Raw genomic sequence first — 20,609 nt, forward strand, 5'->3', positions numbered from 1 at the left:
TCCCTACCCGTGCCGGGCCGTGCGCTCGTCGCGCCACATCTGCCACAGGAAATAGGCGATGAAGACGAGCATGATGAGGAAGAGGACCACCGCGATGGCCGAGCCGTAGCCCATGCGGAACCCGAACTCGCCCAGCGCCTTCTCGAACATGTAGAAGGACAGGACGCGGGTGGAGCCGAAGGGGCCGCCGTTGGTCATCACCGAGATCAGGTCGAAGCTGCGCAGCGCGCCGATGATCGTCACGACGAAGGCGATGAAGGTGGCGGGCTTGAGCTGGGGCAGGATGACGTACCACAGCATCTTCCAGCCCTTGGCGCCGTCGAGCCGCCCGGCCTCGACCTGCTCGGGGTCCACGGCGTTGAGGCCGGTGAGATAGAGGATCATGCAATAGGCCGTCTGCGGCCAGAGGCCCGCGGCGATGATCCCGTAGGTGGCGAGATCGGGGTCGCCCAGGATGTTGACGGGGCCGAGGCCGAACACCGCAAGGGTCGCGTTCAGCAGCCCCTCGCGCGGCAGGTAGAACCAGCTGAACACCAGGCCCACGACGACCTGAGACAGGACGAAGGGAAAGAAGAACAGCGACTTGTAGAGCCGGATGCCGGTGACCGTCTGGTTCAGGAACAGCGCGATGAACAGGCCCGCGGGGATGGCGAGCAGGTAGAGCGCCAGCCACTTCACGTTGTTCCAGAGCGACACCTCGAAGTTGCGGTCGTCCAGAAGCTCCTCGTAGTTCGCCAGCCCGACGTAGCGCGCCTCGCCCAGCCCGTCCCAGTCGTAGAGCGAGATGTGGAAGCTCTGGAAGATCGGCGCGATGACGTAGACGAGGAAGAACAGCAAGCCCGGCAGCAGGAACAGGATCGGCGTCACCGTCATGCGGTTGCGCTGCAGCCAGGTGGCTTCGGCGCGGGCCTCGCGTTGGGCCATGGCGGGCGTGGCGGTGGAACTCATGTCCGGCGCGTCCTTGGCTCGGGTCTGGGTCTGGCCCCTGCGGAAACCGGGGGCGCGGCCCCGGCTTGCGGAGGGGCGCCCGCGCCCCGGAAGGGACGCGAGCATGTCTTCTACAAGATCAGTAGATCCGCTGGCGGGCGGCCTCGAGGCGCTCGAGGATGTCGTCGAGGTTGTCGGGGAAGACCATGAATTCCTGCAGGCCTTCCATGCCGATCGCCGCCATCTCGGCCGGCCAGTCGCGGTCGAAGAACTGGGCGATGCCGCCCGGCGCGTTCTGGCTCAGCATGGCAAAGCCCTGCTGGATGAACTCGTCGTCCGCGACCGAGGCGTTGGCGTTGACCGGCAGCTGGCCCAGCCCCTCGGGGCCGTTGATGCGGGTCTGCACCTCGGCCGAGGTGACGAACTGCAGGAAGGCGCGGGCCGCGTCCACGTTCTGCGCGCCGGCGGCGACGTGGAAGGTGTCGGTCGGCGCGTCCTCGCCCTGCGGCAGGCCGGGGGTGATGATCGGGAACTGGTAGAAATCGAGCTGGTCGTCGGTCAGCCCGCCGCTGCGCATCAGGTCGACGGCGAAGTTGCCCATCAGGTAGCCCGTGGCCTCGCCGCTGACCATCAGGGGCAGCGCCTCCTGCCAGTCGTAGGTCTGGTGGTCGGGGATGAAGGCGCCCATGTCGATCAGCTGCCGCCAGTTGGCGAAGGTCGCGCGCACCCGGTCATCGGTCCAGGCGATCTCGCCGCGGGCCAGCGCCATGTGGAAGTCGAAGCCGTTCGTGCGCATGTTCAGGTAGTCGAACCAGCCGCCCGCGGGCCACAGGAACCGGCTGCCGATGGCGTAGCAATGGCGGCCCGAATCGACGATCACCTGGCAGTTTGCGAGCTCCTGTTCCCAGGTCTCGGGCTCGGACAGGCCAAGCTCGGCAAAGATGTCCTCGCGGTAGTAGATGCCCCACTGGTAGTAGGTGTAGGGCACGCCCCAGACCCGGTCATCCTGGGTCAGCGCGCCGCGCACGGATTCCAGCCCCGCGAAATCGCCGGCGTCCCACCACTCGGTGATGTCCATGAACAGCCCGGCGTTCACGAACGGTGCCATGCGGTTGGCGGCATACCAGTTCACGACGTCGGGCGGGTTCGCCGACAGCGCGTTGCGGATCTGGGTCTTCCACGCCTCGCGGTCCACCACGGTCAGCTCGACCGACAGGTTCGGGTGCAGCGCGTCGAATTCGGAGGCGAGACCCTCCATCACCGCGCGGGGCGCGGGGTCCGACATGTCCGAGATGATGCGCAGAACGCCCGACAGCTCCTGCGCGGCGGCGGCGCCGGCCAGGAGCGTGGTGGCGGCCAGCGCCGCGGCGCCGGTCTTGAAGATGGATCGCATGGTGTCCTCCCGACTGATCCAGATCACGATGTGCAGTTTCATTATTTGAAACTTGGTTTCTTATGTTGAAATCCTAGCGCGAGTCAGCCTAGGTTTGTCAACAGCAAACCCGTGACCTGTCGCGCGGGTGCGGGGAGGACGTGAGGCATGGCCGAGCACGGCAGCGGCGACGGCACCGTCGCCAAGGCGCTGGCGGTGATGGACGAGGTGGCGGCATTCGGCCGCCCGGTGCGGTTTTCCGAGATCCTCGACCGCTCGCCCTTCCCCAAGGCGACGCTCTACCGCTTCATGCAGGTGCTGACCAAGCAGGGGATGCTGCACTACGACCCCGACCGCCAGACCTACGCGCCGGGGCTGCGGCTGGTGCGGCTGGCGCACGCGGCCTGGCAGACCTCGTCGCTCGCGCCGATCGCACGGCCCCATGTCGACGCGCTGTCGCAGGCGGTGGGCGAGACGGTGCACCTCGCGCAGCTGGACGGCGCGCAGGTGCTCTACGTCGACAAGCGCAACGCGCGCCAGCCGGTCGAGATGTATTCGGCCGCGGGCAAGGTGGGGCCGGCCTATTGCACCGGGGTGGGCAAGGCGATGCTCGCCTTCCTGCCCGAGCCGCAGCTGGCCGGCGCCATCGCGCAGCAGAGTTTCCACCGCTTCACCGGCCACACCTACACCGACGAGACGGCGCTCAGAGCCGAGCTGGCCGCGATCCGGGCGCGGGGACATGCCTATGACCGCGAGGAGCACGAGCCGGGCATCATCTGCGTCGCCGTCCCGATCCTGACCCGCGCGGGGCGGGTTCTGGGGGCGATGTCGGTGACGTCCACCACGGCGCGCGAGACGCTGGTGGGGCTCGAGCGACACCTGCCGCGCATCCGCGCCGCGGCCGAGGCCATCGCGGCGGAGGCGCAGGACTGGCGCTTTCCGGACGCGGCGGAATAGCCGGGACAACCGGCAACACAGGGGAGGAACGGGCCGATGTCGGGTCTGCAACTGGACGGGGTGATCAAGCGCTACGGCGCGACGCAGGTGATCCACGGGGTCGACCTGACCATCGAGGACGGGGAGTTCTGCGTCTTCGTCGGACCCTCGGGCTGCGGGAAATCCACGCTCCTGCGCATGGTCGCGGGGCTGGAGGAAACCAGCGCGGGGCGCATCGCCATCGGCGGGCGCGACGTGACGCGGCTGGACCCGGCGGAACGTGGCGTGGCGATGGTGTTCCAGACCTACGCGCTCTACCCGCACATGACGGTGGCCGAGAACATGGGCTTCGGCCTCAAGATGACGGGCCATCCCAAGGCCGAGATCAAGGCCAAGGTGGACGAAGCCGCGCGGGTGCTGAAGCTGGGCGACTACCTCGACCGCAAGCCCAAGGCGCTGTCGGGCGGGCAACGGCAGCGGGTCGCCATCGGGCGGGCCATCGTGCGCGGGCCCGAGGTGTTCCTGTTCGACGAACCGCTGTCGAACCTCGACGCAGAGCTGCGTGTCGAGATGCGGGTGGAGATCGCCCGGCTGCACCAGGAGATCGGGGCGACGATGATCTACGTCACCCACGACCAGGTCGAGGCGATGACGCTGGCCGACAAGATCGTGGTGCTGCGTGCGGGGCGGATCGAGCAGGTGGGCGCGCCGCTCGACCTCTACAACGACCCCGACAACCAGTTCGTGGCGGGCTTCATCGGCTCGCCGGCGATGAATTTCTTCGCCGGCGAGCCGGCCGAGGGCGGGGTGCGGGTACCGGGGCTGGGCGACGTGACCGTGCCGGCGCCACGGACGGCCACCGGCACCGTGACGGTGGGCGTGCGGCCGAACCACCTGGAGCTGACCGAGGGCGCGACCCACATGGTCGAGCTGTCGGAGCAGCTGGGCGGGGTCAGCTACCACTACCTGACCGGCCCGGACGGCGCGAAGATCATCGTCGAGGCGCATGACCAGCGCGCGCCGAAGCCCGGCAGCCGGGTGGGGCTGCGCTTCAACCCGGCGCGGGCGTTCTTCTTCGATGGCGGCAGCGGGCTGCGGCTGAGGTAGGCGTTTTCCTCGAGGAAAACGCGCGGGAAACCTCGAGGTTTCCCGCGCGGAAAACGGCTGTTTTCCGTCACGCGAAACTGCAGTTTCGCGCTCCGGGCCAAGGCCCGGTCTACAGCGGCAGCGCGGTCGTCTTGAACACCGTCTTGAGGGCGAAGCTCGACTGCATCTGCGCCACGCCGGGCAGGCGCGCGAGATGTTGGCGGTGGATGCGCGCGAAATCCTCGCTGTCGCGGGCCACGACCTTCAGCAGGTAATCCGCCGTCCCCGCCATCAGGTGGCATTCCAGCACGTCCGGCACGCGGGCCACCGCCTTTTCGAAGGCGTCGAGGATCTCGTCGGACTGCCCCGACAGCCGGATCTCGACGAAGACCGTCGTCACCCGCTCCACCGCCCGCGGGTTCAGGAGCGCGACGTAGTCCCGGATCACCCCCGCCTGTTCCAGCCGCTGCACCCGGCGGTGGCAGGCCGACGGCGACAGGTGGACGCGCTCGGACAGCTCGGCATGGGTCATGCGGCCGTGGCGCTGCAGCACCCGCAGGATGGCGCGGTCCATGTCGTCGAGGACCGCATCGGCGGCAGAGTCTTTCATGGAAACGCCTGATCTTCGGAAATCCTTGCACGGATATGCGGAACCCCGCCCGAAAGATCAAAGCAATTTCGCGCCGCCGGCCGCATCATGGGGCCAAGGAAACGGAGGAGACCCCGATGCTGATCGGATGCCCGAAAGAGATCAAGCCGCAGGAATACCGAGTGGGCCTGACCCCCGCCGCGGCGCGGGAGGCGGTGGCCCACGGCCACGCGGTGATCGTGGAGACCGGCGCGGGCCATGGCGCCGGCTTCGAGGATGCGGACTACACCGCCGCGGGGGCCGCGATCGTCGGCACCGCGGCCGAGGTCTTTGCCCGCGCCGATCTGGTGGTGAAGGTGAAGGAGCCGCAGGCGGTGGAGCGCGCGCAGCTGCGCGAGGGGCAGATCCTGTTCACCTACCTGCACCTCGCCCCCGACCCGGAGCAGACCCGCGACCTGCTCGCCTCGGGCGTCACCGCCATCGCCTACGAGACGGTGACCGATGCGCAGGGCGGCCTGCCGCTGCTGGCGCCCATGTCCGAGGTGGCAGGGCGGCTGGCCCCGCAGGTCGGCGCCTGGGCGCTGCAGAAGGCCAACGGCGGGCGCGGCGTGCTGATGGGCGGCGTCCCGGGCGTGGGGCCGGCGCAGGTGCTGGTGATCGGCGGCGGCGTGGTCGGTACGCAGGCCGCCCGCGTCGCGGCGGGGATGGGGGCCGAGGTGACCGTGCTCGACCGGTCCCTGCCCCGGCTGCGCTATCTCGACGACGTCTACCGGGGCGTGTTCAAGACCCGCTATGCCAGCGCGGACGCCACGGCCGAGCTGATCCAGACCGCCGACATGGTGGTCGGCGCGGTGCTGATCCCCGGGGCCGCGGCGCCGAAGCTGGTGACCAAGGCGCAGCTGTCGACCATGAAGCGCGGCGCGGTGATCGTGGACGTGGCGATCGACCAGGGCGGCTGCTTCGAGACGTCGAAGGCCACGACCCACGAGGCGCCGATCTACGAGGTGGACGGGGTGGTGCACTACTGCGTCGCCAACATGCCGGGCGCGGTGCCGCGGACCTCGACCATCGCGCTGGGGAACGCGACAATGCCGTTCCTGATCGCGCTGGCGAACAAGGGCTGGCGGCAGGCCTGCACCGACGATCCGCACCTGCTGGCGGGGCTCAACACCCATGCGGGCAAGCTGACGAACTATGCCGTGGGCAAGGCGCTGGGTCTCGACGTGACCTCGCCCGCGGTGATCGTCAAGGCGTGACGGGCGGCCCCGGCCCTGTGGGCCGGGGCGCCGCAGTCTCAGCCCTTCTTCAGGGCGTCGCGGATCTCGATCAGGATCTCCAGCTCGGTCGGCCCGGCGGGGGCGGCCGGCGCCGCCTCCTCCTTCTTGATGGCGGCTTCCTTGATCCGGTTCACCATCTTGACCAGCATGAACACGACGAAGGCGATGATCAGGAAGTTGATCACCGCCATCACGAAGTTGCCGATGGCGAAAACCGGCGCGCCGGCCTCGGTGGCGGCCGTCAGCGAGGGGTAGCTTTCGCCGTTCAGGGCGTAGAACCAGCCGGAAAAGTCGATGCCGCCGGTCAGCAGCGCGATGATCGGGTTGATCAGGTCGCCCACCATCGAGCTGACGATGGCGGTGAAGGCCGCGCCGATGATGATGCCCACGGCCATGTCCACCACATTGCCGCGCGCGATGAAGCTTTTGAATTCGTTTATCATTTTGTCGTCCCACCCATGCTTGGTGCCTGCGCCCCGCTTGCGTCCCTGCCGCGCCGCGCAACCATAGGGTGACGACAGAGGCGGGACGGTTTCAAGCGAAAACGGCGGACCGGATGGCGGCGGCGATCTTCTCGCCGATCATGATGGTGGGGGCGTTGGTGTTGCCGCCCACCAGCCGCGGCATCAGCGAGGCGTCGGCCACGCGGAGGCCGTCGATGCCATGCACGCGGCCCTGCGGGTCGGTCACGGCCATGTCGTCGGTTCCCATGCGGCAGGTGCCGACGGGGTGGTAGATGGTGTCGGCCCGCGCGCGGATGTCGGCCTCGAGCGCGGCGTCGCTGCCGTCATGGGGGTAGAGGCGACGGCCCCGCCACGGGGCAAGCGGCGGGGCGTCGAGGATCTGCTGCATGATCCGGGCGCCCGCCATCAGGGGGGGCAAGTCGCGCGGGTCGGACAGGTAGGCGGGGTCGATGCGGGGCGGCTGCAGCGGGTCGGCCGAGGTCAGACCGACATGGCCGGTGGAATGCGGGCGCAGCAGGCAGACGTGGCAGGAATAGCCGTCGGTGAAGTGCAGCTTGCGCATGTGCTGGTCGACGATGCCGACGACGAAGTGCAGCTGCAGGTCGGGCCGGTCGAGGCCGGGGCGCGAGGACAGGAAGGCGCCCGCCTCGGCCATGGGCGACGCGAAGAGGCCCGCGCCCGTCTTGCGCCAGTGCAGCCCCGCGCGCAGCAGGCGCGCAAGGCCCGCGGGCCCGAGGCCCACCACGTCAGGCCGCAGCGAGCGGTAGGACACGGTGTAGTCGAGGTGGTCCTGCAGGTTGCGGCCCACCCCGGGCAGGACATGGACCGGCGCGATGCGGTGGGCGCGCAGCTCATCCTCCGGGCCGATGCCGGACAGCAGCAGCAACTGCGGTGAGCCGAAGGCGCCGGCCGACAGGATCACCTCGCGCCGCGCGCGGGCCTCGAAGGTCTCGCCGCGGCGGCGGAAGCGGAGGCCGGTGGCGCGGCCGTCCTCGACCAGCACGCGCTCGGCCAGCGCGCGGGTCAGGACGCGCAGGTTCGGGCGGGCCATCACCGGGTGCAGGTAGGCCGCTGCGGCGGAGCAGCGTTCGCCGGCGCGGGGCCCGTCGAAATGCTGGGTGACGTGGAACAGGCCCGCGCCCTCCATCCGGTCGCCGTTGAAGTCGTCGGTGCGGGGGATCTGGGCGTCCGCGCAGGCGTCGAGGAACGCGTGGGTGATTGGCCGCGGCTCGGATTGCGCGCGCACCTGAAGCGGGCCGCCGCCGCCGTGGTGGGGGCCCTCGCCGTTCTGGAACCGTTCGGCGGCGTGGAAAAACGGGCGCACGCCGGCCCAGTCCCAGCCCTCGGCACCGAGGTCCGCCCACTCGTCGTAGTCCTTCGGGTGGCCGCGGACGTAGAGCATGGCGTTGATCGCCGAGGACCCGCCCAGCGCCTTGCCTCGCGGCTGGAACCCCTGGCGCCCGTTCAGCCCCGGCTGCGGCACCGTGTGGAAGGCCCAGTTGTTGATCGGCGGCCGGCCGGACACCATGGCGGCGACCAACGCGGGCGCGCGGATCAGGAGGTCGCGGCCGGGCCCGCCGGCCTCCACCAGCAGGACCGAGGTGCCCGGGTCCTCGGACAGGCGGGCGGCCAGCACCGCGCCCGCGGAGCCGCCGCCGACGATGATGTAATCGGCCTCCATGGGCGGAGCCTAGCTTGGGCGGGGGGCAGGCGGGAAGAGGGACGCGGCGTCAGGGCACGGGCGGGCCGGGGCGACGCGCCGCAAGGTCGCCGTAGGCCCGGGCGACGACCGCCTGCAGCGCGTCGGCGACGTCGCGGGCGTCGGCCTCGGCGCAGCCGGCGGTCGGCACCGGCGGGCAGAACCGGACGCGGATTTCGCCCGGCCGGGCGCGCATGGTGCCAAGGGGCAACGCCCGGTGACCACCGTGGATCGCCACCGGGACCAGAGGCGCCTGCGCCCGGATGGCGATCAGGCTGCTGCCGAGCTTGAAGCGGCCGACGCCGTCGGTCCCCACGAGCCGCCCCTCGCCGCCCCAGCCCACCCTTTCCCCGTCCTGCACGGCGGCGACCATGCGGTCGAGCAACAGCGTCGTGGCGCCCCGGTTGCCGCGCGCCACCATCTCGATGTCGACCTTGCGGCAGGCGCTGCGGGCAAAGGGGATGTAGCCGTAGAGGTCGGCCCCGGCGAGCCGGTCGACATGGGGCCAGACCGCCATGAAATAGGCCGCGACATCGGCGAAGGACGTCTCGTTGTGGCAGATGACGCAGCCCGTGCCGGGCGCGGGGGGATCGCCCTCGACGGTGACGGTCATCCCGCAGGCGTCGAGAAAGCGGGAGAACAGGCCGGTGACCGGCACCCGGGCCGCCACGCCGCGCTCCGACCCCGCGGCGGTGCGGCCGAAGGCCAGCGGCGCCCCGAGGAGAAAGGCCAGCGACGCCCGTCCGCCGCGCCAGGTGTCTGTGATCGCGCTCAAGGGCCGTGCCGTCCCGTCCTGTGGGGTCAGGTCGGCCATCCTGACCGCATCGGGGGGAATTGCAACAGGCTGCACCGGCCCCGGCCCGGTCAGATCGGCACCACGTCGACGCTCTGGTGGCTGGTCTGGGCGCCGGAGGTCCGCAGCACCCCCTTGACCGGGACAATATCGGCGTAGTCGCGGCCATGGGCGACCGCGATGTGGTCCGTGCCGACGACGCAGGCGTTGGTCGGGTCGACCTCGATCCAGCCCGCCTCGGACCCGCACCAGGCCGACACCCAGGCATGCATGGCGTCGGCGCCCTCAAGGCGGGGCTGGCCCGGCGGCGGGATGGTGCGCAGGAAGCCCGACACGTAGCCCGCCGGGATGCCCAGCGCCCGCAGCGCGGCGATGGCCACGTGCGAGAAATCCTGGCAGACGCCGTGGCGGTTGGCGAAGGCCTCGGCGGGGGGCGTGTCGACGGTCGTGGCGGTCGGGTCGAAGCGCATCTCGTCATGGATGGCCGTGGCGATGGCCTCGACCGTCTGCCGCACCGTGAGCCGCGGGTCGGCCAGCGCCGTGGCGAAGGCCGTGATGGCGGGGTCGCGCCCCACGCGCCGGGACGCGCCCAGGAAGTGATGCGGCGAGGCCGGGTCGAGGCCGCGATAGTCCGACAGCTCGGCGGCCAGCGCGCCGAGGCAGGGCGACAGGTCGAGGCTGTCGGCGGCGGCAAGCCGTTCGACCCGGGCCTGCAGCGTGAACTCGATGCGGTCGATCGGGTCGTCGAAGGTCAGCACGCTCATGGTGTTGCCGAAGAAATCCGTCGTGTCGCGGCGGGCCGCCGGCACCGGGTCGACCGCGAGATGGCGCGAGGTCACGACCTGGCGCCCGGGCAGGTCCGAGGGCAGGAGCCGCGCCACCGTCCGGGCGTGGTCGGACGGCGCGCCGTAGCGGTAGCCGATGGACAGGCGGATGTCGTAGCGCATCGTCCGCCTCCTCAGGCCAGGTAGGCCGCGGACAGCGCCGTCGACACCCCGGCCAGCGCCGCGCGCACCGCGCGCAACCGCTCGGGGGTGACGTCGCCCGGCCGGGACACGACGAGGTCGGTTTCGAGACGCAGGAGCGCGCCGAGCAGGTCCGACACGCGGCCCTGCACCCGGGCGCGGGGCAGGTCTTCGGCGATGCGCCGCATCGACGTGACCTGGAACAGGATCGAGCGCGGGTTGTGGGAATCGAGGGCCAGCAGGTCGGCCACGGTCTCGCGCGTGGGGTCGATGCGGTAGCGGCGCTGGTGGGTGACGCGGCTGTCCCCGTATTCGAGCGCCATGTCGAGCAGGCCGGTGGCCGCCCCGTTGCCCTCCATGCAGGCGGCGACCGCCGCGGCCGCAGCATCGGCGCGTTCGATCGCGCGCCCGAAGGTCAGGAACCGCCACCCGGAGGTGCGGTGCATGTTCTCGTGCACGAGGCCGTTGAACCCCGTGATCTTGCGCAGCAGCACGCTGAGCTGCCGGGCGCTCTCGTCGCCGGGCTGGAAGGTGCCAGACATCGCCTCGAGGCTGTTGACCAGGTCGTTGAGCGCGGCCCAGCCGTCGACCGAGAACCGGTCGCGCACCCGGCCGGCGCAGACGCGCGCGGCGCCAAGCGCGGGGGCGATGGCGGCAGGGGCGGGCTGGCCCACGTCGAGGAACAGCGCCGCAAGCAGGTCGGCGACCTCGCGCAGGCTGCCGTCGAAGGGATCGCCGGTCTCGGCCAGCCGCAGGTGATAGCCGCGCAGCAGCCGGATCGCGCCCTCGGTGCGCTCGACGTAGCGGCCGAGCCAGTAGAGGTTGTCGGCGGTCCGGCTGGGCAGGGCGCCGGTGTCCTCGCGGCGGAAGCTCTCGCGGTCCAGCAACGTGTCCGGCGCCGCCGGCCCGTCGCACATGATCCAGACATCTGCGACCGAGCCACCCTGCTGCATCGACAGCGCGGCGGCGTCGCCGGTCCGGCCGACGCGGGCATAGCCGCCGGGCAGGAAGGACCAGCCCTGCGGCGTCCGGGCGGCAAAGACGCGCACGCTCATCGGGCGGGGCATCAGCCGGTCCTCGACCCAGCATGGCGTCGTGGACAGCGTCACGGCCTCCTGCCCCACGAGGTTCGGCGCGTTCGCGTCGATCCAGTCGGACAGGGCGTCGCCGGACAGGGTGCGGGCCGCCTCGGCCAGCGGCCCGGCGCTGCCGATGTCGAAGGGCAGCGCCCGGCTGAGCGCGTCGCCGATGAACATGCCCTCGGCGTTGGCCTTGACCACCTCGCGCTCGGAGGGCTGGCCGCACCACCATGTCGCGATGTTGGGGATGCGCAGCGGTTCGCCCAGCAGCACCTCGGCGATCTTCGGCAGGAAGGCCAGCAAGGCGCGCGTCTCGAGGATGCCCGAGCCCAGCGCGTTGACGATGTTGACGTTCGACTGGCGCACGGCGTCGACGAGGCCGGGGGTGCCGATGTGCGAGCTCTCGTCCAGCTCCAGCGGATCGGCATAGGCGGTGTCGAGCCGGCGCCAGAGCACGCCCACGGGTTGCGGCCCCGAGACGGTGCGCACCCGCACCTCGCCGTTCTGGACGATCAGGTCGTCGCCCTCCAGCAGCGGCAGGCCGAGGTAGCGTGCGATGTAGCTGTGCTCGAAATAGGTGTCGTTGCCGGGGCCGGGCGAGAGCACGGCGGCCCGGCGCCCGTGCGCCCCGGGCAGGGCGTCCATGGCGCCGCGGAAGGCGCGGAAGAACCCCGCCAGGCGGCGGACGTTGGCGCGCGGGAACGGGTCGGGAAAGATGCGCGCCGTCGCCATCCGGTTTTCCAGCGCGAAGCCCGCGCCCGAGGGCGATTGCGTCCGGTCGCCCAGCACCAGCCACGAGCCGTCCGGGCTCCGGCCGATCTCGAAGGCGATGAGGTGCAGGAAATGGCCCGAGGCCGGCGCGATCCCGACCAGCGGGCGGTGCCATTCGGGGTTCTGCGCCACCAGGATGGCGGGCAGGTGCCCGTCGCGGACAAGCTGCGCCTCGCCGTAGAGATCGGCCACCACCCGTTCCAGCAGCTCGGCCCGCTGCGCGAGGCCCGCGCAGATCTCGTCCCAGTCGCGCTCGTGCAGGATCACGGGCACATGGCTGAGGGGCCATTCGCGCTCCTGCAGGGGGTCGGCGCTGTATTGGCGGTAGAAGACGCCGACGTCGCGCAGGTACTGGTTGCCGCGCGCGAACCGCTCGGCGACCTGCTCGGGCGACAGCCGGGCGAACTGCTCCATGAAGGACGCCCAGACCGGGCGCATGACGCCCTGCCCGTCGAACAGCTCGTCGGCGACGCCCGGCTTGACGGCGTAGTCCGCCAGGACGGAGGCAGGCCGCATCGGGTCCGCCTGTCCGGTCATCCCAGCCCCGGCGCCCGCCGCAGGTCGAGCGTCATCGGGAACTCGGGATGCGGGGTTTCCATAACCGGCGTGTAGCCGCCGGTCGTGTGGCCGTGCGGCTCGAACCGGGCGAGGCGCCGCGCCTCGGCCTCGTTGCCGTTCACCGGGAAGGTGTCGTAGTTGCGCCCGCCCGGGTGCGCGACGTGGTAGACGCAGCCGCCGATCGGCCGCCCGGCCCAGGTGTCGTAGATGTCGAAGGTCAGCGGTGCGTTCACCGGCAGAACCGGGTGCAGCGCCTCTGCGGGCTGCCACGCCTTGAACCGGACGGCGCCGACCTGCGCGCCCGAGGTGCCGCTGTCGGCAAGGGGCACGGGGCGGCGGTTGCACATCACGCGATATCGACCGGCGGCGGCGGTCGTCATCTTGACCTGCAGGCGCTCCACCGAGCTGTCGGTGTAGCGGACGGTGCCGCCGATGGCGCCGGTTTCGCCCAGCACGTGCCAGGGTTCCAGCGCCTGCCGCAGCTCCAGGTGGACGCCCTCGACCTCGATCTCGCCGCAGAACGGAAAGCGGAACTCGGCCTGCGCCTCGTACCACACCGGGTCCAGCTCGAAACCGTGGTCGCGCAGGTCGCGCAGGACGGTCAGGAAATCCTGCCACAGGAAATGGGGCAGCATGTAGCGGTCGTGCAGCACGGTGCCCCAGCGCACCGGCCGGCCCTCGACCGGGTCGGCCCAGGCCCGCGCGACGATCGCCCTGAGCAGCAGCTGCTGGGCAAGGTTCATGCGCGGGTGCGGCGGCATCTCGAAGCCGCGGAACTCGACGAGGCCCAGCCGCCCGGTCGGCCCGTCCGGCGAGTAGAGCTTGTCGATGCAGATCTCGGCGCGGTGGGTGTTGCCGGTGACATCCGTCAGCATGTTGCGCAGCAGCCGGTCGACCAGCCACGGCGCGGGCGCGTCGCCCGCCCCGGGCCGCGGGATCTGCGCCAGCGCGATCTCGAGCTCATAGAGGGTGTCGTGGCGGGCCTCGTCGATGCGCGGCGCCTGGCTGGTCGGGCCGATGAACAGGCCCGAGAACAGGTAGCTGAGCGACGGGTGCCGCTGCCACAGCAGGATCAGCGATTTCAGCAGATCGGGGCGGCGCAGGAACGGGCTGTCGTTGGTCGTCGCCCCGCCGACGACGACGTGGTTGCCGCCGCCGGTGCCGGTGTGGCGGCCGTCGATCATGAACTTGTCGGCGCCGAGGCGGCACAGCCGGGCCTCCTCGTAGATCGCCTCGGTGGTGGCGACGCAATCCTCCCAGCTGTGGGCGGGGTGGATGTTGACCTCGATCACGCCCGGGTCCGGCGCCACGCGGATCACGTTGAGGCGCGGGTCGGGGGGCGGGCCGTAGCCCTCGATGTGGACGGGCAGGCCGATGTCGCAGGCGGCTTCCTCGGCGGCGGCGACAAGCTCGAGGTAGTCCTCGAGGCTTTCGGTCGGCGGCATGAACACGCAGAGCCGCCCGTCGCGCGGTTCGACCGAGATCGCCGTGCGGACCACGCCGCCCACGGTGTCGAGATCCTGTTCCACGATCTCCTGCCCGGGCTCTGCCGACTGCGCCTCGGTCACGGGCTGGGTCCGGCCCGGCGTCTGCGCCGGCAGCCGCGCGGCGATCTCGGCGTGGAAGTCGGGCAGGTCGCCCCGGTCGATCGTCGGGTCGGTGACGTAGTGGTAGGGGTACTGCGCCGGCGGCACATGCGGGAGCGCGCCCAGCGGCAGTCGGAAGCCCGCGGGGCTGTCGCCGGGGATCAGGAACAGCCGGCCGCGCCGGGTCCGCCAGCGCTCGGAGCGCCAGCGGCGCCCACTTGCGGCGGCCTGCCAGCGCTGGATCGGCAGCACGTAGCCCACCGGCTTGTCCAGCCCGCGCTCGAAGACGCGGGTGAAGCGGTGGCGTTCCTCGGGGTCCTTGAGCTTGCTGTCCTCGGGCGTGACGTTGGGCGGCAGGCGGCCCTCCTTCAGCATCCACTCGGCCGGGTCCTCGTAGACCGGCGCGGCGAAATCGGCCTCGAGCCCCAGCCGGTCGGCCATGCCGCGCATCATCGCCTCGGCCGCCTCGGGCCCGGCGCCGGTGTCGGCGCGCTCTTCGGCGATCAGGTCGGGGTCCTTCCAGATCGGCTTGCCGTCGCGCCGCCAGTAGAGCGAGAAGGTCCAGCGCGGCAGGCTCTCGCCCGGATACCACTTGCCCTGCCCGTAATGCAAGAAGCCACCCGGCGCGAAGCGGTCGCGCAGCCGCCGGATCAGCGTGTCGGCGAGGCCGCGCTTGGTCGGCCCGACGGCGGCGGTGTTCCACTCGGCGCTCTCGAAATCGTCGATCGAGACGAAGGTCGGCTCGCCGCCCATGGTCAGCCGCACGTCGCCTGCCCGCAGCGCCGCGTCGACGGTGCGGCCGGTCTGGTTCAGCTTGTCCCAGGCTTCGTCCGAGAAGGGCCTGGTGATGCGGGGATGTTCCGACACGCGGTCGACGCGCATGTCGAAGGTGAACTCGGTCTCGGCGAAGGTCGCCGTGCCGCTGATCGGCGCGGCGTTGCGGTAATGCGGCGTCGCGGCCAGCGGGATGTGGCTCTCGCCGGTCAGCAGGCCCGAGGTGGGATCGAGGCCGATCCACCCGGCGCCCGGAACATAGACCTCGACCCAGGCATGGAGGTCGGTGAAGTCGTGGTCGGTGCCGCTGGGCCCGTCGAGCGCCTGCACGTCCGGCTTGAGCTGGATCAGGTAGCCCGACACGAAGCGCGCCGCAAAGCCGAGGTGGCGCAGCACCTGCACCAGCAGCCAGCTCGAATCCCGGCACGAGCCGGAGCGCTTTTCCAGGGTTTCCTCGGGGCTCTGCACGCCCGGCTCCATGCGGATCGTGTAGCCGATCTCCTGCGCGACGCGGGCGTTCAGGGCGACGAGGAAATCCACCGTCCGGGTGCGGTCGAAGCCGATCCCGCCGATGAACTGGGCCAGCCGCGGCCCCTCGGCCTCGGGCGTGCGGTAGATGACGAGGTCTTCGCGCAGCTCGGCGGGATAGTCGAAGGGCCAGTGCTCGGCGCTGTCCTCGACGAAGAAGTCGAAGGGGTTGTAGACCGTCATGTCGGCCACGAGGTCGACCTCGATGCGGAATTCCCGCACCGGCTCGGGGAACACGAAGCGCGCCATCCAGTTCCCGTAGGGGTCCTGCTGGTGGTTCACGAAATGCCCGCCGGGCGACACCTTGAGGCTGTGGGAGATGATCCGCGTCCGGCTGTGCGGCGCGGGCCTGAGCCTGACGATCTGCGGCGAGAGCGAGACCGGTCGGTCGTAGCGGTACTGGGTGAGGTGGTGCAGGCTGGCGTAGATCGACATGTGGTCCGGGCGGCTCCGTGGTCAGTCCGGCCCGTTATTGCAGGTTTCCGCCGCCGCGCCCAGCACGGCAGGTTCACCGACGAAAGAAAGTCGATCCCGAGGCTTACGAGGCGTGCACCGGGGGCGCCGCCGCCCCCTAAACCGGCAGCTTGCCGGTCAGCACGTAGCGCAGGATCTGCGCCACCTGCCCGGGCTGGTCGCAGACGGCAAGTGCTGCGGCGTGCACCTCCTTCAGCGCGTGCTGGTGCTCGGGCAGGCTGACCACGATCAGGGGCTTGCCCAGCGCCGCGGCATAGCCCGCGTCGAAGGCGGCGTTCCACTGGCGGTACTTCTCGCCGAAGCGCACGACGACGATGTCGGCGGTCTCGATCCCGTGGCGGGTGCGGATGGCGTTCAGCTTGGCGCCCTTGTGGTCGTGCCAGAACTTGTCCGGCTCGGCCCCGAGGATCGCGACGCCGCAATCGTCGCTGGCTTCGTGGTCGGTCACCGGCGCGGTGAAGGTGACGCCAAGGCCCTCGGCGCCGGCCTCGATCTCCTCGCGCCAGTCGGTGTGGATCTCGCCCGACAGGTAGACGGTGAGCATGGGGTCTCCTTTCCCGTGTCTGCGGGGGGAAGACCCTGAATTTTCGTGCGAAAATTCAGGGCGCGCGATCCTTCGTGCGAAGGATCGTGCTACCCCCTGAGGGTGCCGCCCGAGGCCTTGGCCACCTTGTCGACGATCTTCGCCGCGACGGCCTCGATCTCGTCCTCGGTCAGCGTCTTGTCGCGCGGCTGCAGCCGCACGGTGATGGCGACGGATTTCCGCCCCTCGCCCAGCGCGCCGCCGACGAATTCGTCGAACACCCGCACCTCCTCGATCAGCGCCTTGTCGGCGCCGGCGGCCGCGTTGACCAGCACGGCGGCCTCGACGCCCGCCTCGACAACGAAGGCGAAGTCGCGCTCGACGGCCTGGAATTCCGGCATCTCGACCGCGCCGCGGCTGGCGCCGGCCGCCTTGGGCAGCGGGATCTCCTCGGGGAACAGGGTGAAGGCCATCGCGGGGCCCTTCACGTCCATCGCCCGCAGGATGCGCGGGTGCAGCTCGCCGAAGATGCCCAGCACCTTCTTGGGCCCGAGGCACAGCATCCCGTGCCGGCCGGGGTGCCACCAGTCGCGGGCGCCGCGCAGGATCTGCGTCCTGGCCGGGGCGCCCATCGCCGACAGGATCGCCTCGGCGTCGGCCTTCACGTCGAACGCGTCGACCGGGCGGCGGTCGCCGTGCGGCCCGCGCGGGGTGCTGTGGCCGACCAGCAGGCCCGTGACCTGCAGGTGCTGTTCGCCCGGCTCGCCGCCGTGGAAGGCGTGGCCGACCTCGAACAGCGCGAGGTCCATCATCCCGCGCGCCTGGTTGCGGGCGGCGGCCTGCATCAGCCCCGGCAGGAGCGCCGGGCGCATGTGGCTCAGCTCGGACGAGATCGGGTTTTCCAGCATCGTGTCGTCGCCGCCGCCGCCGAACAGGCTGGCCGCGGCCTTGTCGATGAAGCTGTAGGTCACGCACTCGTTGTAGCCGAGCGCGGCGGCGGTGCGTCGGCCCATCCGCTCGCGCATCTGCATCGGGGTCAGCACCGGCTTGGGCACGCCGGGACGCGGGCGGCGCATCGGCTTCGGCTCCAGCTTGGTCAGGCTGGCGATCCGCGCCACTTCTTCGACAAGATCAGCCTCGCCCTGGATGTCCCGGCGCCAGGAGGGCACCCAGACCTCCAGCACGTCGCCGGGGCCGGTGGCCGAGAAGCCCAGCGCGGTCAGGATGCGGACCTGTTCCGCCTTGGGGATGTCCATGCCGACGAGCGAGATCACGCGCGCGGTGTCGAGCGGGTAGCTGCGCGCGGTCCGGATCGGTGCGCCGGCCTCGGACACCTCGGACGCCTCGCCGCCGCAGAGATCGAGGATCATCCGCGTCGCGGCCTCGAGCCCCGGCAGGGTGTAGTCGGGATCGACCCCGCGCTCGAACCGGTAGCGGGCGTCGGAGTTGATCTTGAGGTCACGGCCCGTGTGCGCGATCTGGACCGGGTCCCACCACGCGCTCTCGACGTAGACGTTCACCGTGGCCTCGGTGCAGCCAGTCGACTCGCCGCCCATGATCCCGGCCAGGCTCTCGACGCCGTGGTCGTCGGAAATCAGCGTGTGGCCCGGCTTGGCTGTGTAGGTCTTCTCGTCCAGCGCCAGCAGCGTCTCGCCGCCCTTGGCACGATGCACCCGGAGGTCGCCCTTGACCTTGTCGGCGTCGAAGACGTGCAGCGGGCGGCCCATGTCGTAGGTGAAGAAGTTGGTCACGTCGACCAGCGCCGAGATCGGCCGCAGCCCGATGGCGCGCAGCCGGTCCTGCAGCCACTGCGGGCTGGGGCCGTTCCTGACGCCCCGGATCACGCGGCCGGCCCAGTGCGGGGCCACGTCCAGCGTGTCGGCGTCGATCGTCACCCCGATCGGGCAGGGGAAGGCGCCCGGCACCGGCTGGGGGTCATGCGGTTTCAGCTTGCCGAGGCCGCGCGCGGCGAGGTCGCGGGCGATGCCGTGGACGCCCAGCGCATCCTGCCGGTTGGGCGTGATGGCGATCTCGATCACCGGATCGACCTTGGCGGGGTCGTTCTGGGCCAGCCAGTCGACGAAGCGCTGCCCGACCTCGCCCGAGGGCAGCTCGATGATGCCGGAATGCTCGTCCGACAGCTCCAGCTCGCGCTCGGAGGCCATCATGCCATGGCTTTCCACGCCGCGGATCTTGCCCACGGCCAGCGTCACGTCGATGCCGGGGACGTAGTCGCCGGGCTTGGCCAGCACCACGGTGATCCCCGCCCGCGCGTTGGGCGCGCCGCAGACGATCTGCTTCACGCCTTCGTCGGTCTCGACCATGCAGACGCGCAGGCGGTCGGCGTCGGGGTGCTGCTCGGCGGATTGCACCTTGGCCAGCGTGAAGGGCTTCAGCCGCGCGGCGCGGTCCTCCACGCCTTCGACCTCGAGGCCGAGGTCGGTCAGCGCCTCGGTGATCTCGTCGAGGGTGGCGGAGGTGTCGAGGTGCTCTTTCAGCCAGGACAGGGTGAATTTCATGGGCTTGCGCTCCGTCGCGGGGTTGCCCGCGTTCTAGCGTCTCTGCGCGCGGTGTCCACCGGGGAAAGGGGCGATGCGCCATGCGGGGATGTAGGGTGGGGTTCTACCCCACCATGCGCGGGCCGTGGTGGGGTGGAACCCCACCCTACTCGCTACGCGCTTGCGCGCACCTTAGTACCGGCAGGAAAGGAGAGCGAAAGGATTGACGGCGTCTTGAAGCGCCGAGTTAACGCTCAAACGTGCAACTACTTGCCCGTTGTGAACCAAGAAAGGCGGATCCATTGTGTACGGATTAAAGGGTGAAAGTTGAGAAAACTGCCCCCCGTACTGGCCATACTCATTGAGTATGCTGTTCATTTGGTATGGCGAGCCGTACTCGCCATACTCGTTGAAGATGCTCTCGGCTTCAAACCTACCGAGTACAGAACCCAGAAATGTGCCGTCTGAGGCCACGATTGCTAGGCCGTAGGCGGCCTCACAGAAGCCTTGGGCCCGCAAAGCTGCGCCATTGAAGAGAAACACAAGAACGGAGACTAGGAGCAGAACCGTCTTCCGCACCGCCTCAAACCCCTGCGTGCACGCTCGGCATCTGCAGCGCGCTGAACCCGTAGTGCCGCAGCCAGCGCAGGTCGCTGTCGAAGAACGCCCGCAGATCCGGAATCCCGTATTTCAGCATCGCGATCCGGTCGATGCCCATGCCGAAGGCAAAGCCCTGCCACTGGGTCGGGTCGATCCCGCCCGCCTGCAGCACCTTGGGGTGGACCATGCCCGAGCCCAGCACCTCGAGCCAGTCGTTGCCTTCGCCCACCTTCACGGTGCCGCCTTCCCAGGAACACTGGATGTCGACCTCGGCGGACGGCTCGGTGAAGGGGAAATGCGAGGCGCGGAAACGGGTGCGGACTTTGGTGCCGAAATAGGCCGAGAAGAACTCCTCCAGCACCCATTTCAGGTTCGCCATCGAGATGTCGCGGTCGATGGCCAGCCCCTCGACCTGGTGGAACATGGGCGTATGGGTCTGGTCGTAGTCGGCGCGGTAGACGCGGCCGGGCGCGATGACGCGGCAGGGGGCGCCGTGCGCCTCCATGTAGCGGATCTGCACCGGGCTGGTGTGGGTGCGCAGCACGTGCGGCGGGCGGTCGTCGCCAGGGCTCCGGTGGGTGTAGAAGGTGTCCATCTCGGCCCGCGCGGGATGGTGGCCGGGGATGTTCAGCGCGTCGAAATTGTACCAGTCGGTCTCGATCTGCGGGCCTTCCGCGACCGAGAAGCCCATGTCGGCGAAGATCGCCGTGACCTCCTCCGTCACCTGGCTGACGGGGTGGATCGTGCCCGCGCGGCGGTGGCGGGCCGGCAGCGTCACGTCGAGCCATTCGGCCCGCAGCCGCTCGTCCAGCGCGGCGTCGGCCAGCGCGGCCTTCTTGGCGGCCAGTGCTGCCGTGACCTCGTCCTTCAGCGCGTTCAGCGCGGGGCCGGCGACCTGCCGCTCCTCGGGGGACATGCCGCCGAGCTCGCGCATCTTGAGGCTGATCTCGCCCTTCTTGCCCAGCGCGGCGACGCGGATCTCCTCCAGCGCGGCCTCGTCCGCCGCCTGCCCGATGCGTGCCAGCCAGTCCGATTTCAGCTGATCGAGGTTCATGATCCCGCGCCTTCCGCCCGTCAAATCCGCGCCCTCACCTATCACGGAAGGCCCGG

Annotated in this window: 15 protein-coding genes; 3 read left to right on the forward strand and 12 right to left on the reverse strand. The window is 70.5% G+C overall.

Going from position 1 to position 20,609, the window contains the following annotated elements:
• Nucleotides 1-3: 3 nt before the first annotated feature.
• Both HCU73_RS12980 and HCU73_RS12985 read right to left on the reverse strand, forming a co-directional pair.
• Nucleotides 4-924 carry a carbohydrate ABC transporter permease gene (locus HCU73_RS12980; RefSeq protein ID WP_168624042.1) on the reverse strand — a complete coding sequence of 307 codons (921 nt, stop codon included), beginning with the start codon at nucleotides 922-924 and terminating at the stop codon, nucleotides 4-6.
• Nucleotides 925-1,066: 142 nt separating this feature from the next.
• On the reverse strand, nucleotides 1,067-2,320 hold the full coding sequence (locus tag HCU73_RS12985; protein WP_168624043.1) for an ABC transporter substrate-binding protein: 1,254 nt from the start codon (nucleotides 2,318-2,320) through the stop codon (nucleotides 1,067-1,069).
• Between the two features lie 147 nt (nucleotides 2,321-2,467).
• Here HCU73_RS12985 and HCU73_RS12990 point away from each other — a divergent pair, with 147 nt between their 5' ends.
• Both HCU73_RS12990 and HCU73_RS12995 read left to right on the forward strand, forming a co-directional pair.
• Nucleotides 2,468-3,256 carry an IclR family transcriptional regulator gene (locus tag HCU73_RS12990; protein WP_168623886.1) on the forward strand — a complete coding sequence of 263 codons (789 nt, stop codon included), beginning with the start codon at nucleotides 2,468-2,470 and terminating at the stop codon, nucleotides 3,254-3,256.
• A 36-nt stretch (nucleotides 3,257-3,292) separates the two neighbouring features.
• On the forward strand, nucleotides 3,293-4,342 hold the full coding sequence (locus tag HCU73_RS12995; protein WP_168623887.1) for an ABC transporter ATP-binding protein: 1,050 nt from the start codon (nucleotides 3,293-3,295) through the stop codon (nucleotides 4,340-4,342).
• Between the two features lie 109 nt (nucleotides 4,343-4,451).
• Here the strand turns inward: HCU73_RS12995 and HCU73_RS13000 are convergent, their stop codons facing one another.
• Entirely contained in the window at nucleotides 4,452-4,931 is a 480-nt protein-coding gene (locus HCU73_RS13000) for an Lrp/AsnC family transcriptional regulator (RefSeq protein WP_168623888.1), read from the reverse strand.
• 116 nt (nucleotides 4,932-5,047) lie between these two features.
• Here HCU73_RS13000 and ald point away from each other — a divergent pair, with 116 nt between their 5' ends.
• The gene (gene ald, locus HCU73_RS13005; RefSeq protein WP_168623889.1) at nucleotides 5,048-6,166 is read left to right on the forward strand and encodes an alanine dehydrogenase; all 1,119 of its coding nucleotides are present in this window, start codon (nucleotides 5,048-5,050) and stop codon (nucleotides 6,164-6,166) included.
• Nucleotides 6,167-6,204: 38 nt separating this feature from the next.
• Here ald and mscL read toward each other — a convergent pair whose 3' ends face one another.
• From mscL to pheS, 9 genes are all read right to left on the reverse strand, one after another.
• On the reverse strand, nucleotides 6,205-6,630 hold the full coding sequence (gene mscL / locus HCU73_RS13010; RefSeq protein WP_168623890.1) for a large conductance mechanosensitive channel protein MscL: 426 nt from the start codon (nucleotides 6,628-6,630) through the stop codon (nucleotides 6,205-6,207).
• Between the two features lie 91 nt (nucleotides 6,631-6,721).
• Complete coding sequence (locus tag HCU73_RS13015; RefSeq protein WP_168623891.1) at nucleotides 6,722-8,332, reverse strand: GMC family oxidoreductase; 1,611 nt, start codon at nucleotides 8,330-8,332, stop codon at nucleotides 6,722-6,724.
• A 49-nt stretch (nucleotides 8,333-8,381) separates the two neighbouring features.
• Nucleotides 8,382-9,125: a lysophospholipid acyltransferase family protein gene (locus HCU73_RS13020; RefSeq protein ID WP_168623892.1), complete on the reverse strand. Its 744-nt coding sequence runs from the start codon at nucleotides 9,123-9,125 to the stop codon at nucleotides 8,382-8,384.
• Nucleotides 9,126-9,214: 89 nt separating this feature from the next.
• Nucleotides 9,215-10,090, reverse strand: coding sequence for a transglutaminase family protein (locus HCU73_RS13025; protein WP_168623893.1), 876 nt, complete (start codon nucleotides 10,088-10,090; stop codon nucleotides 9,215-9,217).
• An 11-nt stretch (nucleotides 10,091-10,101) separates the two neighbouring features.
• Nucleotides 10,102-12,474, reverse strand: coding sequence for a circularly permuted type 2 ATP-grasp protein (locus HCU73_RS13030; protein WP_239025566.1), 2,373 nt, complete (start codon nucleotides 12,472-12,474; stop codon nucleotides 10,102-10,104).
• Between the two features lie 17 nt (nucleotides 12,475-12,491).
• The gene (locus tag HCU73_RS13035; RefSeq protein ID WP_168623895.1) at nucleotides 12,492-15,839 is read right to left on the reverse strand and encodes a transglutaminase family protein; all 3,348 of its coding nucleotides are present in this window, start codon (nucleotides 15,837-15,839) and stop codon (nucleotides 12,492-12,494) included.
• A gap of 136 nt (nucleotides 15,840-15,975) precedes the next feature.
• Nucleotides 15,976-16,422, reverse strand: a complete 447-nt coding sequence (locus HCU73_RS13040; RefSeq protein WP_168623896.1) for a YtoQ family protein — start codon at nucleotides 16,420-16,422, stop codon at nucleotides 15,976-15,978.
• Between the two features lie 89 nt (nucleotides 16,423-16,511).
• Entirely contained in the window at nucleotides 16,512-18,920 is a 2,409-nt protein-coding gene (gene pheT / locus HCU73_RS13045) for a phenylalanine--tRNA ligase subunit beta (protein ID WP_168623897.1), read from the reverse strand.
• A 562-nt stretch (nucleotides 18,921-19,482) separates the two neighbouring features.
• Nucleotides 19,483-20,553 carry a phenylalanine--tRNA ligase subunit alpha gene (pheS, locus tag HCU73_RS13050; RefSeq protein WP_168623898.1) on the reverse strand — a complete coding sequence of 357 codons (1,071 nt, stop codon included), beginning with the start codon at nucleotides 20,551-20,553 and terminating at the stop codon, nucleotides 19,483-19,485.
• Nucleotides 20,554-20,609 lie beyond the last annotated feature (56 nt).

Origin of the sequence: Roseicyclus persicicus, from assembly GCF_012395815.1 — a bacterium.
Classification (GTDB): Bacteria; Pseudomonadota; Alphaproteobacteria; order Rhodobacterales; family Rhodobacteraceae; genus Roseicyclus; species Roseicyclus persicicus.

Bases quoted from the DNA above. Each gene is read 5' to 3' on its own strand.
- HCU73_RS12980 (WP_168624042.1), bottom strand. From the start codon at position 924: ATGGCCCAACGCGAGGCCCGCGCCGAAGCCACCTGGCTGCAGCGCAAC.
- HCU73_RS12985 (WP_168624043.1), bottom strand. From the start codon at position 2,320: ATGCGATCCATCTTCAAGACCGGCGCCGCGGCGCTGGCCGCCACCACG.
- HCU73_RS12990 (WP_168623886.1), top strand. From the start codon at position 2,468: ATGGCCGAGCACGGCAGCGGCGACGGCACCGTCGCCAAGGCGCTGGCG.
- HCU73_RS12995 (WP_168623887.1), top strand. From the start codon at position 3,293: ATGTCGGGTCTGCAACTGGACGGGGTGATCAAGCGCTACGGCGCGACG.
- HCU73_RS13000 (WP_168623888.1), bottom strand. From the start codon at position 4,931: ATGAAAGACTCTGCCGCCGATGCGGTCCTCGACGACATGGACCGCGCC.
- ald (WP_168623889.1), top strand. From the start codon at position 5,048: ATGCTGATCGGATGCCCGAAAGAGATCAAGCCGCAGGAATACCGAGTG.
- mscL (WP_168623890.1), bottom strand. From the start codon at position 6,630: ATGATAAACGAATTCAAAAGCTTCATCGCGCGCGGCAATGTGGTGGAC.
- HCU73_RS13015 (WP_168623891.1), bottom strand. From the start codon at position 8,332: ATGGAGGCCGATTACATCATCGTCGGCGGCGGCTCCGCGGGCGCGGTG.
- HCU73_RS13025 (WP_168623893.1), bottom strand. From the start codon at position 10,090: ATGCGCTACGACATCCGCCTGTCCATCGGCTACCGCTACGGCGCGCCG.
- HCU73_RS13030 (WP_239025566.1), bottom strand. From the start codon at position 12,474: ATGCGGCCTGCCTCCGTCCTGGCGGACTACGCCGTCAAGCCGGGCGTC.
- HCU73_RS13035 (WP_168623895.1), bottom strand. From the start codon at position 15,839: ATGTCGATCTACGCCAGCCTGCACCACCTCACCCAGTACCGCTACGAC.
- HCU73_RS13040 (WP_168623896.1), bottom strand. From the start codon at position 16,422: ATGCTCACCGTCTACCTGTCGGGCGAGATCCACACCGACTGGCGCGAG.
- pheT (WP_168623897.1), bottom strand. From the start codon at position 18,920: ATGAAATTCACCCTGTCCTGGCTGAAAGAGCACCTCGACACCTCCGCC.
- pheS (WP_168623898.1), bottom strand. From the start codon at position 20,553: ATGAACCTCGATCAGCTGAAATCGGACTGGCTGGCACGCATCGGGCAG.